Below are 12,624 nucleotides of genomic sequence, written 5' to 3'. Positions count from 1 at the left end.
GCCAAGAAGGATCGCCATGCCCACTGCCTCTAAACTTGTCGCCGCGGTGGCCTATGCGCTGCTGGGCTTTCTCGCAGCGCAGACTTTTGTCAAATATCTGCCCGAGGGCACGCCCTTGGGCTATTTCCGCGAGATCACAGCGGCGATTGGCTTCATCACCGGCTGGCTGGTGATGGGCAAGCTGACCCGCAAAGGCTACCGCGAGGCGATCAACGCGGGGCTGGTGACGGCGCTCTTGTTGGTGTTCTGGGCGCTGTTGGCGTTTTCGCTGTACTTCATGATCAAGAAATCCATGCGGATGATGTATGACGGCCCGATGGAAGCGGTTTTGGGGGTGTTCCAGTTGATGTTTGATTACGGCAAAATGCTGTTGGTGCCGGATATGCTGGGGGTGATCTTGGTGGGTGGCATTGTCGCTGGCTTGATCACCGAATGGGCCGGGAAGCGCTGGTCGTGAACCATCCGTATTTCTTCTGCGGCACCTTGCGGCACCTGCCGTTGCTCGAGGCCGTGCTGGGGCATGAGGTGGTGGCCACCCCGGCTTGGCTGGCAGATCATGCGCTGTATTGGGTGAAGGATCGCAGTTTTCCCGTCCTGATTGCCGAGCCCGGCGCGCGGGCCGAGGGGATTTTGGTCACGGCTGGCTCTGAGGCCGATGTGGCGCGGATGGATTTCTTTGAGGGCGGTTTTGGGTATAGCGGCCGCGCCATGGCGGTGATGCAACACGACGCGGTGGTTGAGGCCGTGGTGTTTCACCCCGAGGCTTGCGCGTCGCAGTGTGAGCGCGGCGGTGTTTGGGCGTTGGAGCAGTGGCAGCCGCAATTTGGCGCTGAATTTGTGGCGATGGCCAAGGATTATCTGGCGCTGTTCGGGGTGAAGCCGCCGCGCGCGGTAGCGGCACGGTTTGAGCAGATGCTGGCGCGCGGGGCGTCTCGGGTGCGGGCATCTGGTGCTTCACCGACAGACCTGCGCCATCGCGCCGGGGTGGGGGATGTGTCGGTGGCGGCTTTGCGCGAACCCTACGCGCGGTTTTTCGCGATGGAAGAAATCGACGTCAGCTTCCGCCGCTTTGACGGCAGTATGAGCCCGCAGGTGACGCGGGCCGGGTTCATCGGCTGCGATGCGGTGACGGTGCTGCCCTATGATCCGCTGCGTGACCGGGTGCTGGTGGTCGATCAGTTCCGTGCCGGGCCCTATCTGCGCGGCGATCCGCAGCCTTGGCAGATTGAGGCGATTGCGGGTCGGATTGACCCGGGGGAAACGCCGGTTGAGGCGGCGCGGCGTGAGGCGGTGGAGGAGGCAGGCTTGGTGTTGACCGATCTGCTGCCGGTCGCCAGCTACTATCCGACGCCGGGGTGTTCGGCGGAGTTCTTGTATTCATTTGTTGCGCTGACCGATCTGCCCGATACGGCGGCGGGGGTGTTTGGGGTGGAGGGCGAGGCGGAAGATATTCGCGGCCATCTGATCAGCTTTGATCGGCTGATGGCGCTGGTGGCTTCGGGAGAGATTTCCAACGCGCCGACCGTGCTGACCGCGTTTTGGCTGGCACAGAACCGGGATCGGTTGCGCAAGGCCTGACCCCGCGCAACCGATTTTTGAGAAAAATCGTGCCGGAATTTTCGAAAATTCCGGTTGCGCGGGGGTAGGCGGTGTTACAGCGCCAGCGTGGTCCAAGCGCCGTTTCTGGCCGATGAGCGCACGCAGGCATCGACAAAAGCGACGCCTTCAAGGCCCTCTTTCAGCCCCGGAAAGCTGACCGCGCTGTCCAGTAGGCTGCCGTCGCGGCGGGCAATAATGGCGCGGCCTGCCTCGGCGTAGATATTGGCAAAGCCTTCCAGATAGCCCTCTGGATGGCCGGGGGGGATGCGCGTCAGGCGGGCGGCTGCTTCGCCCGAGCCTGCGCCGCCACGGGTCAACCGATAGCGCGGCGCGCCCAAGGGGGTGACCCAGAGGTAGTTGGGGTTCTCTTGCTCCCATTCGATCCCGGCTTTGGTGCCGTACATCCGCAAGCGCAGGCCGTTTTCTTGGCCTGCCGCGACTTGGCTGCACCACAGCATCCCGCGCGCGCCAGAGGTATAGCGCAGCAGGACATGGGCGTTGTCATCAACGCGCCTGCCGGGGACGAAGCTTTGCAGGTCGGCGGCGAGTTCGGCCAGCGTCAGACCGCTGACGAAATTGGCGAGGTTGAAGGCATGGGTGCCGATATCCCCCGTCGATCCGCCCGCACCGGAACGGGCCGGATCGGTGCGCCAATCGGCTTGTTTGTTGTCGACCTCATGCGCCAGCCAATCTTGCGCGTATTCAACCTGCACAAGCCGGATGTCGCCGAGATCGCCCGCCTGCACCATGGCTTTGGCTTGGCGGATCATCGGATAGCCGGTGTAGTTGTGGGTCAACGCAAACACCACGCCCGAGGCTTCGGCGGCTTTCGCCAGCTTTTTCGCCTCCGCCAGCGTCGCTGTCAGCGGTTTGTCGCAGATGACATGGATGCCGCGTTTCAGGAACTCCAAGGCGACGGGGGCGTGCATGTGGTTGGGGGTGACGATGGCGACGGCCTCAATGCCGTCCTTCCGACGCGCCTCTTTCTGCGCCATCTCGGCAAAGCTGCCATAGCTGCGTGCCACGCCCAGATCGGCGGCAGAGGCGGCGGAGCGGTCGGGGTCGGATGAAAACGCGCCTGCAACCAGTTCGTATTGGTCGTCAATGCGTGAGGCTATGCGGTGGACGGCGCCGATGAAAGCGCCGCGGCCGCCGCCGACCATGCCAAGGCGGATGCGGGGGCTGCGGGCGGTATGGGCTGCGGTGATCGCCATGGTTTACTCCAATCCCAACATGCGGCGGTTGGCGGCGCGGTCGGTGCCTGCGTCTGCGAAGTCGTCGAACGCTTTCTCGGTCACGCGGATGATCTGTTTGGCGACATAGGCAGCCCCTTCGCGCGCGCCGTCCTCGGGGTGTTTGATGCAGCATTCCCATTCGACCACCGCCCAGCCGTCAAAGCCGTATTGGGTGAGTTTTGAGAAGATGCCGCCGAAATCGACCTGCCCATCGCCGACCGAGCGGAAGCGGCCCGCACGATTGATCCAAGACTGAAAGCCACCATAGACGCCCTGGCGGCCTGTGGGGTTCAACTCGGCATCCTTGACGTGGAACATCTTGATCCGCTCGTGGTAGATGTCGATATGCTCAAGGTAATCAAGATGTTGCAGAACGTAGTGGCTGGGATCATACAGCATGTTGGCGCGGGGGTGGTTGTTGACGCGCTCTAGGAACATCTCAAACGAGATGCCGTCATGCAGGTCTTCGCCGGGGTGAATTTCGTAGGCCAGATCAATGCCGCAGGCATCGGCATGGTTCAAAAGCGGCGTCCAGCGACGGGCGAGTTCATCAAAGGCTTCTTCAACCAGACCCGCCGGGCGCTGCGGCCATGGATAGAGATAAGGCCAGGCCAGCGCGCCCGAAAAGGTGGCATGGGCGGTGAGGCCAAGGTTCTTGCTGGCGGTCAGGGCTTTGGTGACCTGATCCACCGCCCAAGCCTGCCGGGCCTTCGGATTGCCACGCACTTCGGGGGCGGCGAAGCCATCAAATTGAGTGTCATAGGCGGGATGGACGGCGACCAACTGGCCTTGCAGGTGAGTCGAAAGTTCGGTGATTCCGACGCCATTCTGCGCGGCGATGCCCTTCAATTCATCACAGTAGGTTTTTGAGCTGGCTGCTTTGTCCAAATCAATCAGCCGCGCATCCCATGACGGCACCTGCACGCCCTTGTAGCCACAATCGGCGGCCCATTTGGTGATCGAATCGAAGCTGTTGAACGGGGCCGCGTCGGCTGCGAATTGCGCCAAAAACAGCGCCGGTCCTTTGATCGTCTTCATAATCTCTCCCTAGTTTCCCGTGCGGAAGTCCGACGCTTGCGGCACTTCCAGTGCTTGTCCTTCATCCGGCGCGCGACCCTCTATCGCGGCCATAACAGCGCGGGCCAGAAAATTTCCGGCTCGGGCCACATCCTCGTTCACCACGATCATCTCTTTGCGAAAGCGGTGCAACAGGCGGATGGCTTCTTTTGAGACAACATCGAAATCCTGGCCGATGCGCAAGCCTGCGCTTTCCGCCCCTGCCACCGCCGCAATCGCCCCGGTGGTGGAGCCTGCGATGATCGCATCTGGTGCCGTCCTAGAAAAGCGACGTGCAATGTCGGCTTCGATGTCATCGGCGGAACTGTCCGACGTGACGCCATCAGCCAATTCAAACCGCATACCCCGCGCGGCGGCCTCTTGGCTGGCCCCCATGATCATATGGCGGGCGTACATGTGGTTGCGCGGCGGGGCGATCATATAGACATGGCGGCGCTGCCGTTCAGCTAGGGCCTGCACGGCAAGGCGACCGAAGCTTTCATTGTCATAGTCGAAATACGGGTGATCGAGCCCCATATCGGTGCGGCCATGCGTGGCAAACGGAATGTGATGCTCGGTCATATAGCGGATGCGCGGATCGTCGGGCTTGGTCTGGTTCAGGATGATGCCATCGGCGCTTTCGGTTTCCACTATGTAGCGCACCGGGTCCATCGGGTCTTGGTCGCGGAAGAACGGCATCACCACCAGATGGTAGGCGGTGCCGCGCAGGGCATCAGCGATGGAGTATAGAAGTTTCGAGGTGTGGTTCATCACATCGGATTCGGTGGACAGCAGCAGGGCAATCACATTGGTCTTTCCTGTGCGCAAACGCACAGCTGCGCGGTTCTGCCGGTAGCCGAGTTTCAACGCAGTTTCGCGCACCCGGCGCTTGGTTTCCTCACCAATATCGGGGGCATCTTTCAGCGCACGGCTGACCGTGGCAATCGCAAGGCCGGTGGCGGCTGCGATGGTTTTCAGCGTGGGTCGTTCCGCCCCGACAAGGGGCAGGGGTGATTCTGTCATCGCATCCATTCCCGAAGCCTGCCGCTTCTTTTGGCGGTAATCCGCGCAATCTTCCAGCCCAGTGATTCGCCCTTTCCCTTTGCGACCTGCGGCGGATGTCCGGTTCAGAGTGATCGTAATCCGCGCCAACTTGCCCATAATTTCAGAGGCTTCCTCGCACGCAAGCAGCAACGCCCAAGCCGAAGATCCTGCACATACCAGCCGCAATCAAGGCGCAGAATTTTACAACCGACAAGCGAAAAGATTGCTTGATTGAGAAAACTATAACGTTATAGGATCGAACTATAACGATATAGACGACAAGAATATCAAGCGATTTGGCAGAATACCAAACGATCTGGGAGGATCACATGAAGAATTGGAAACTGGCCGCTGGCCTGTTGTTGTCGGTTGCGCTGCCGTCTGGGGCCAATGCCACCGATCTGGAAGTTACGCATTGGTGGACCTCTGGCGGCGAAGCGGCGGCGGTGGCTGAGCTTGCGAAAGCCTTTGACGCGTCGGGCGATCATTGGGTTGACGGCGCGATTGCAGGCGGCGGCGATACCGCCCGCCCGGTGATGATCGCACGCATCACTGGCGGTGATCCGATGGGGGCGACGCAGTTCAACCACGGCCAGCAAGCGCTGGAGCTGGTGCAGGCTGGCTTGATGCTGGACCTGACCGATGTGGCCGAGGCTCAGAAATGGCGTGACGTGATCAACCCGATCTCGCTGCTGGATGGCTGCACGATTGATGGCAAGGTCTATTGTGCGCCAATGAACATCCACTCGCCAGAATGGCTGTGGATCAACAACAAGATTTACGAAGATTTGGGCATCCCGATCCCGACCAACTGGACCGAATTTGTCGCCTCGGCACCGCAGGTTGAGGCCGCTGGTAAGATCCCCTTGGCTTTGGGGCGTCAGGCGTGGCAATCGAACCTTGCGTTCAACGCGATTGCGGTCGGTATCGGCGGGCTTGATCTGTGGAAGAAGGTCAACGTCGACAAAGATATGGAAGCCGCCGCTGGGCCCGAAATGCTGAAAGTGTTCCAAGCCTCTGCCGACGCGCGCAAACTGGCGTCGAAATCGACGGTGCAAGACTGGAACCAAGCCACCAATATGGTGATCACCGGTGAAGCGGCGGGTCAGATCATGGGCGACTGGGCGCAGGGCGAATTCGCGGTGGCGGGCAAGGTTGCGGGCAAAGATTACACCTGCCTGCCGGGTCTTGGGCTGAACGCTTACCTTTCGACGGGCGGCGATGCATTCTATTTCCCGAAACTGGCGGACCCTGAGAAGGAAGCCGCACAGAAGCGTCTGGCTGCGCTGTTGGTCAGCCCGGATGTGCAAGTCGCTTTCAACCTGAAGAAGGGCTCGCTGCCGATCCGGGGTGATATCGACATGTCCGCTGCCAACGACTGCATGAAGAAGGGTCTGGAGATCCTGAAATCCGGCAACGTCGTGCCCGCAGGCGATCAGGTCTGGTCGCCGGATGTGCAAACCCAACTGGGTGACATGCAGAGCGAATTCTGGAGCGGCGATATGACCCCAGAAGATGCCCAAGCGCGTTACGTCGAAATCCTGAAAACCGGGCTTTAAGCCTTCCACTGCAAAAGCGCCGTCCGACCCGTTCGGGCGGCGCTTTTGTGACCAAGTGCGGATTTGCGGGGGAGAAGGCAGAGCATGGCAGGAAAACCAAGGGGGCTGCGGCTGTTTCGCAACCTGAACGCCAAGGTCGCGGCGGTGCCGATGGTGCTGACCACCATGGTGGTGTTTGTCGGCGGTACGTTGTGGACGGTGCTGTATTCCTTCACCAATTCCAAGCTGTTACCGAGGCTGGAGTTTGTTGGCATCGACCAATACAAGCGGCTTTGGTCGAACGATCTGTGGAATGCCGCGATCTGGAACCTCGCGTTTTATGGCGTGATGTCGCTGATTTTCACCATCGTGATGGGTTTCGTGCTGGCTGTGCTGCTGGATCAGAAAATCCGCTTTGAAGACGCCTTCCGCACCATCATGCTGTATCCGTTTGCATTGTCTTTCATCGTCACCGGTCTTGTCTGGCAGTGGATTTTGAACCCCGAGATGGGGATTCAAGAAGTGGTGCGCCGGATTGGGTTTGAGACCTTCACCTTCGATCCTTTGCACAATCCGAATACGGTTCTCTATGGCCTGCTGATCGCAGGGCTGTGGCAGGGCACCGGATTTACCATGTGTCTGATGCTGGCGGGCCTGCGCGGCATTGACGAAGATATCTGGAAAGCTGCCCGCGTTGACGGCATCCCGAAATGGAAAACCTATATCTATGTGGTGATACCGATGATGCGCCCGGTGTTTATGACCACTTTGGTGATCGTCGCGGCAGGCATCATCAAGCTTTATGATCTGGTGGTGGCACAAACCTCGGGTGGGCCGGGCAATGCCAGCCAAGTGCCCGCGATGTATGTCTATCGCTACATGTTCACCGCGCAAAACCTCGGCCAAGGCTTTGCCGCCAGCACGATGATGTTGCTGTCGGTGCTGATCGTGCTGGTGCCTTGGGCCTATCTGGAATTTGGGGGCAAAAAGCATGGCTGATGTAGCAATTCACAGCGCGACGGTCGTGCGGCCACGCGGGGCGAAGCCGAAAACTCGGTTCTCGGGCGGCAATATCATGCTCTATGGCACCTTGTTTGTGGTGTCGGTCTACTACCTTTTGCCGCTCTGGGTGATGGTGATGACCTCGCTCAAAGGCATGCCGGAAATCCGCATGGGCAATATCTTCGCGCCGCCCGTCGAGATCACCTTTCAACCCTGGGTCAAAGCATGGTCCGAGGCTTGCACCGGGTTGAACTGTGATGGGCTGAGCCGCGGTTTCTGGAACTCGGTGATGATCACGGTGCCTTCGGTGATCATCTCGATCATTGTGGCTTCAGTGAACGGCTATGCGTTGGTGAACTGGCGCTTCAAAGGGAGTGAAGTGTTCTTCACCATCCTGATTTTCGGCTCGTTCATCCCCTATCAAATCATGCTGTATCCGATCGTGATCTTGCTGCGTGAGATGCATATTTACGGCACTCTTTACGGTCTGATCCTTGTGCATACGATCTTCGGGATGCCGATCCTGACCCTGCTGTTTCGCAACTATTTCAGCAGCTTGCCGGAAGAATTGTTCAAAGCCGCGCGCGTCGATGGCGCCGGGTTCTGGCGGATTTACTTTCAGATCATGGTGCCGATGAGCCTGCCGATTTTCGTGGTGGCGCTGATCCTGCAAATCACCGGCATCTGGAACGACTTCCTGTTCGGCGTCGTGTTCACCAAGCCCGAGATTTACCCGATGACGGTGCAGCTCAACAACATCGTCAACTCGGTGCAGGGGGTGAAGGAATATAACGTCAACATGGCGGCGACTTTGCTGACCGGCCTCGTGCCGCTGATCATCTACTTCGTCTCTGGCAAACTCTTTGTTCGCGGCATTGCTGCTGGCGCCGTGAAAGGCTGACCCATGACCCATTCCATCCAAGTCAAAGACCTGAGCTTGAATTTCGGTTCGGTTTCGGTGCTGAAAAACATGAATATCGACGTGGCCGAGGGCGAGTTTATCGTTCTGCTGGGGCCTTCGGGCTGCGGGAAATCCACGTTGCTGAACTGTTTGGCCGGGCTGTTGGACATCACCGATGGTGAGATCTGGATCAAGGGCAAGAACGTCACTTGGGCCGAGCCGTCGGATCGCGGCATCGGCATGGTGTTTCAATCCTACGCGCTTTATCCGCAGATGACGGTGCGGGGAAACCTGTCGTTCGGGCTGAAGAACGCCAAGATGCCGAAGGAAGAAATCGACAAACGCATCGCGCGGGCGGCGGGGATTTTGCAGATTGAGCCGCTGTTGGATCGCAAACCTGCGGCTTTGTCGGGCGGTCAGCGGCAAAGGGTGGCCATCGGGCGGGCCTTGGTACGCGATGTCGATGTGTTCTTGTTTGACGAGCCTTTGTCGAACTTGGATGCCAAGCTGCGCAGCGAATTGCGTGTGGAAATCAAGCGCTTGCACAGCCGTTTGAACAACACGATGGTTTACGTCACGCATGACCAGATTGAGGCTTTGACCCTCGCCGACCGTATCGCGGTGATGCGCAGCGGTATCATCCAGCAACTTGCCGCGCCGCAGGAAATCTACAACCGGCCGTCGAACCTGTTCGTGGCCGGTTTCATCGGCAGCCCGTCGATGAACTTCCTGCATGGGGCTACGATTGACGGCGGGGCGGCGTTCCAATTCGCCAGCACCAAGATCAACCTCGCGGGCTATGAGGGCGGTGCGATCTTGGATCGCCCCAAAGCCATCCTCGGCCTACGTCCCGAGCATCTGCACATTCAGGACCACTCGGAACCCGGCCTGACGATCCCGGCGGTGGTCGAGATTGACGAGCCGATGGGTGCGGATTCCCTTGTCTGGCTGGAGGCCGAGGGTGGTCTGAAAATGTCGGTCCGTGTGCCGGTCGAACGCCGGATGGCAGCAGGGACGCCGGTGCATCTGAAGGTGGATATCTCAAAGGCCTCGATCTTCGATACCGCCAGTGAACAGCGGGTCTGAGATGATGAATTTGGCCGAGGGCTGGACGCTTTGCGATGAAAGCGGAGCATATTCTGTCGGCTTCTCGCTGCCGGGGGATGGCATCACCGCTTTGCACGCAGCGGGAGCGATTGCCGATCCCTATTGGGGCCGCAACGAATACGATCTGCGCTGGATTTGTGGCCGCGATTGGGTCGCCAAGCGCAGCTTTAGCACCAGCCGCACTGACCTTGTGCTGGTGGTGTCGATGCTCGACACGGTGGCGGAAATCGCGGTGAATGGTGTCACGGTGTTGGCATCGGACAACATGTTCCGAAGCTACCGCATTGATCTGTCTGCAGCGCTGCGATTGGGGGCGAATGATATCGCGATCACCTTCCGCGCGCCCGAGATAGAGGCCGCCAAGCGCCAGACCGCCCAGCCATATTTCGTGCCATTTTCGGCCAACAACACTCCGATCCATAACGGGAATATGCTGCGCAAGCCGTCTTGCGATTTTGGCTGGGATTGGAACATCGCTCTCGGCAGCTTCGGTGTTTACGGCGACTTTTATCTCGAACCGCGGGCCCAAACGCGCATCACTGCGGTGGGGGTTGCGCAGTCGCATTCCGCCCATCGCGCCGTGGTGACGGTGACGGCGGATGTCGAAGGTGAAGCTGAGGGAGCCGAAGTGTCCTTTGCGCTGCACGGCGTGACCACCCAAGCCAAAGTGCAGCGCGGGCAGGCGATAGCAGCGCTGGTGGTGGAAAACCCGGCTTTGTGGTGGCCCGCAGGGCAGGGCGCGCAGCCGCTGCATGATCTGGTGATCGAATTTGGCGATCAAGTCTTGATCCGTCGTATCGGCCTGCGCGATGCCGCCTTGGTCAATGTCAAAGACGCCGCAGGCCTTGGTTTCAAGTTCCGCATCAATGGTCGCGATATTTTTGCCAAGGGCGCGAATTGGATCCCGCAGGATGCTTTGTCGGGCCGCATCACCCCTGAAGCCACCCGCGATCTGCTGCAATCAGCAGTCGATGCCAATATGAATATGATCCGGGTCTGGGGCGGTGGGCGCTACGAGCCGGACTGGTTCTACGATCTTTGCGATGAACTCGGCCTGATGGTCTGGCAGGATTTCATGTTCTCTTGCCATATCTATCCTGCCGATAGCGCGTTTCTGGCGGATGTGGCGATTGAGGTGGCCGAACAAGCCAAGCGGTTGCATTATCACGCAAGTCTGGTGCTGTGGTGCGGTGATAATGAATTGATCGGGGCGCTGACATGGTTCCCTGAAACCCGCGCCAACCGCGATCTCTATCTGGTCGGCTATGACCGTCTGAACCGCACGATTGAAACCGCGTTGAAGGCAGCGGTGCCGGGGGCGGTGTGGTGGCCCTCCAGCCCCAGCCCCGGCCCGATGGATTTCGGCGATGCTTGGCATGATGACAGCAAGGGCGATATGCACTTTTGGTCGGTCTGGCACGAGGGCCGCGATTTTGATCATTACCGAGATGTAAGCCCTCGCTTTTGTTCAGAGTTTGGCTTTCAAAGCTATCCGTCGATGGACGTGATCCGCAAATTCGCCGACCCCAAGGATTTCAACATCGCCGCCCCGGTGATGGAGAGCCATCAGAAAAATGCCGGTGGCAACGCGCGGATCGCGGAAACCATGTTCCGCTATTTCCGCTTTCCGGTGGATTTCGAGAATTTCGTCTATCTCAGCCAAGTCCAGCAGGGCTTGGCGATCAAAACCGCCGTCACGCATTGGCGCAGTCTGAAACCGCATTGCATGGGCGCGCTGATCTGGCAGTTGAACGACACTTGGCCGGTGTGTTCGTGGTCGAGCCTTGATCACGGCGGTGGCTGGAAACTGTTGCATCATATGGCGAAACAGTTTTTCCAAACGGTGTTTGTCTCGGCGGTTCCGGTCGCGGGCGGCATCGAATTGCGCGCGATCAACGATGGCACGGCGCTGGATGTGACGGTGAAAGCGATGGCTGTGGCGATGGATGGCAGCACGCGGCCCTTGGCGGAAGCGACAGTAAATGTCGCTGAAACCGCCGTGCTGGCGCTGAAAATCAACACCACCGATCTCGGCGTGCAAGAAATGCTGGCCTACACTTGGGCCGACGGCAGCACGCAGATTTCTGGCGATACTTTCGCGCCAAAGCCTTACAAACACTACGATCTTCTGCCCGCGCATCTGACCCATCAGGTCAGCGAAACCAATGGCATCTACGAAATCACCCTCACCGCCGAGGCCCTCGCGCTGTTTGTTGCCGTCGAATCCGATCAGCCGGGGCGGTTCTCGCACAACGCCGTGACGCTGTTCCCCGGCTATCCCGCCACGATCACCTTTACCCCCGCGCAACCTGGTGCTGCGCCCCGTTTCACCATCCGAGACCTTCATTCCGCGACCTATGGTCCGACTGCCTGAGGAGGCACATATGTTCAGCTACCAACTCTATTCCTCGCGCAACTTCCCGCCCTTGGCGAAAACCTTGGAAATGCTGGCCGCCACCGGCTACCGCGCCGTCGAAGGCTTCGGCGGGCTTTATGCCGACCCAGCGGGCTTGAGCGATCTGCATGCGGGTTTGCAGGCCTGCGGGCTGAAAATGCCTTCCGGCCATTTCGGGCTGGCGCAAGTCGAAGATACCCCGGATTGGGCGATCACAGTCGCCAAGACTTTGGGTATGGAACAGGTGATCGTGCCGTGGATTCATCCCGATGAGCGCCCCACCACTGGCAAAGGCTGGCGCGATCTGGGCGCGCGGTTGCAAAAGGCGGGTGGACCGATCCGCGATGCCGGGTTGAAATTCGGCTGGCACAACCACGACTTTGAATTCGTCAAAACTGCCGACGGTGCCATTCCGCAAACCGCTTTGTTTGAGGGCGGGCCGGACCTCGCATGGGAAATGGACGTGGCTTGGGTGGTGCGCGGTGGTGCGGACCCGTTGGCGTGGATTGACACCCATAAGTCCCGCCTCATCGCCGCCCATGTCAAAGACATCGCGGCCAAGGGCGAAAATCTCGCCGAAGATGGCTGGGCCGATCTTGGCTATGGCGTCGTGGACTGGGCGACGATCCTGCCCGCTTTGCGCAAAATCGGCGTCACGAACTTCGTGATGGAGCATGACAACCCCACCGACCACGCGCGCTTTGCAAGCCGCTCGCTGGCCTCGGCGGAAAAGCTGTAAGGATAGAT

At 59.6% G+C, this 12,624-nt stretch carries 11 protein-coding genes; 8 read left to right on the top strand and 3 right to left on the bottom strand.

What is annotated here, in order from left to right; genetic code table 11:
• Positions 1-16 precede the first annotated feature (16 nt).
• Together AKV04_RS03320 and AKV04_RS03315 are read left to right on the top strand one after the other, a co-directional pair.
• Positions 17-457, top strand: a complete 441-nt coding sequence (locus AKV04_RS03320; protein ID WP_054005056.1) for a TrgA family protein — start codon at positions 17-19, stop codon at positions 455-457.
• Positions 433-1,578 carry an NUDIX domain-containing protein gene (locus AKV04_RS03315; RefSeq protein WP_054005055.1) on the top strand — a complete coding sequence of 382 codons (1,146 nt, stop codon included), beginning with the start codon at positions 433-435 and terminating at the stop codon, positions 1,576-1,578. The genes AKV04_RS03320 and AKV04_RS03315 overlap by 25 nt, the downstream gene beginning before the upstream one ends.
• Before the next feature lie 74 nt (positions 1,579-1,652).
• On the opposite strand, the gene AKV04_RS03310 is transcribed toward AKV04_RS03315, so the two are convergent.
• Genes AKV04_RS03310 through AKV04_RS03300 form a run of 3 tightly spaced genes read right to left on the bottom strand, consistent with a single transcriptional unit; the run spans position 1,653 to position 4,913 of the window.
• Positions 1,653-2,813, bottom strand: a complete 1,161-nt coding sequence (locus AKV04_RS03310; protein ID WP_202905559.1) for a Gfo/Idh/MocA family protein — start codon at positions 2,811-2,813, stop codon at positions 1,653-1,655.
• 3 nt (positions 2,814-2,816) lie between these two features.
• Complete coding sequence (locus AKV04_RS03305) at positions 2,817-3,872, bottom strand: sugar phosphate isomerase/epimerase family protein (protein WP_054005054.1); 1,056 nt, start codon at positions 3,870-3,872, stop codon at positions 2,817-2,819.
• A 9-nt stretch (positions 3,873-3,881) separates the two neighbouring features.
• Entirely contained in the window at positions 3,882-4,913 is a 1,032-nt protein-coding gene (locus AKV04_RS03300) for a LacI family DNA-binding transcriptional regulator (protein WP_156317335.1), read from the bottom strand.
• 350 nt (positions 4,914-5,263) lie between these two features.
• Between AKV04_RS03300 and AKV04_RS03295 the strand changes: the two genes are divergently transcribed.
• The 6 genes from AKV04_RS03295 (at position 5,264) to AKV04_RS03270 (ending at position 12,616) form a co-directional block, all read left to right on the top strand.
• Positions 5,264-6,493, top strand: coding sequence for an ABC transporter substrate-binding protein (locus AKV04_RS03295; RefSeq protein WP_054005053.1), 1,230 nt, complete (start codon positions 5,264-5,266; stop codon positions 6,491-6,493).
• 84 nt (positions 6,494-6,577) lie between these two features.
• Entirely contained in the window at positions 6,578-7,471 is an 894-nt protein-coding gene (locus AKV04_RS03290) for a carbohydrate ABC transporter permease (protein ID WP_054005052.1), read from the top strand.
• Positions 7,464-8,375 carry a carbohydrate ABC transporter permease gene (locus AKV04_RS03285; RefSeq protein WP_054005051.1) on the top strand — a complete coding sequence of 304 codons (912 nt, stop codon included), beginning with the start codon at positions 7,464-7,466 and terminating at the stop codon, positions 8,373-8,375. The genes AKV04_RS03290 and AKV04_RS03285 overlap by 8 nt, the downstream gene beginning before the upstream one ends.
• Before the next feature lie 3 nt (positions 8,376-8,378).
• Entirely contained in the window at positions 8,379-9,461 is a 1,083-nt protein-coding gene (locus tag AKV04_RS03280) for an ABC transporter ATP-binding protein (protein ID WP_054005050.1), read from the top strand.
• 4 nt (positions 9,462-9,465) lie between these two features.
• Entirely contained in the window at positions 9,466-11,856 is a 2,391-nt protein-coding gene (locus AKV04_RS03275; protein ID WP_235815529.1) for a beta-mannosidase, read from the top strand.
• Positions 11,857-11,866: 10 nt separating this feature from the next.
• The gene (locus tag AKV04_RS03270) at positions 11,867-12,616 is read left to right on the top strand and encodes a sugar phosphate isomerase/epimerase family protein (protein WP_054005118.1); all 750 of its coding nucleotides are present in this window, start codon (positions 11,867-11,869) and stop codon (positions 12,614-12,616) included.
• The last annotated feature ends 8 nt before the right edge of the window (positions 12,617-12,624 follow it).

This window comes from Cypionkella psychrotolerans (genome assembly GCF_001294535.1).
In the GTDB taxonomy this organism is placed as follows: domain Bacteria; phylum Pseudomonadota; class Alphaproteobacteria; order Rhodobacterales; family Rhodobacteraceae; genus Cypionkella; species Cypionkella psychrotolerans.
The sequence above is the reverse complement of the archived record's forward strand: the minus strand, read 5'-3'. Positions and strand labels throughout refer to the sequence as shown.

What these genes read in the sequence shown, in the direction of transcription:
- AKV04_RS03315 (WP_054005055.1), top strand. Translation starts at nt 433, where the DNA reads ATGGGCCGGGAAGCGCTGGTCGTGAACCATCCGTATTTCTTCTGCGGC.
- AKV04_RS03275 (WP_235815529.1), top strand. Translation starts at nt 9,466, where the DNA reads ATGAATTTGGCCGAGGGCTGGACGCTTTGCGATGAAAGCGGAGCATAT.
- AKV04_RS03305 (WP_054005054.1), bottom strand. Translation starts at nt 3,872, where the DNA reads ATGAAGACGATCAAAGGACCGGCGCTGTTTTTGGCGCAATTCGCAGCC.
- AKV04_RS03270 (WP_054005118.1), top strand. Translation starts at nt 11,867, where the DNA reads ATGTTCAGCTACCAACTCTATTCCTCGCGCAACTTCCCGCCCTTGGCG.
- AKV04_RS03280 (WP_054005050.1), top strand. Translation starts at nt 8,379, where the DNA reads ATGACCCATTCCATCCAAGTCAAAGACCTGAGCTTGAATTTCGGTTCG.
- AKV04_RS03320 (WP_054005056.1), top strand. Translation starts at nt 17, where the DNA reads ATGCCCACTGCCTCTAAACTTGTCGCCGCGGTGGCCTATGCGCTGCTG.
- AKV04_RS03285 (WP_054005051.1), top strand. Translation starts at nt 7,464, where the DNA reads ATGGCTGATGTAGCAATTCACAGCGCGACGGTCGTGCGGCCACGCGGG.
- AKV04_RS03300 (WP_156317335.1), bottom strand. Translation starts at nt 4,913, where the DNA reads ATGACAGAATCACCCCTGCCCCTTGTCGGGGCGGAACGACCCACGCTG.
- AKV04_RS03310 (WP_202905559.1), bottom strand. Translation starts at nt 2,813, where the DNA reads ATGGCGATCACCGCAGCCCATACCGCCCGCAGCCCCCGCATCCGCCTT.
- AKV04_RS03290 (WP_054005052.1), top strand. Translation starts at nt 6,578, where the DNA reads ATGGCAGGAAAACCAAGGGGGCTGCGGCTGTTTCGCAACCTGAACGCC.
- AKV04_RS03295 (WP_054005053.1), top strand. Translation starts at nt 5,264, where the DNA reads ATGAAGAATTGGAAACTGGCCGCTGGCCTGTTGTTGTCGGTTGCGCTG.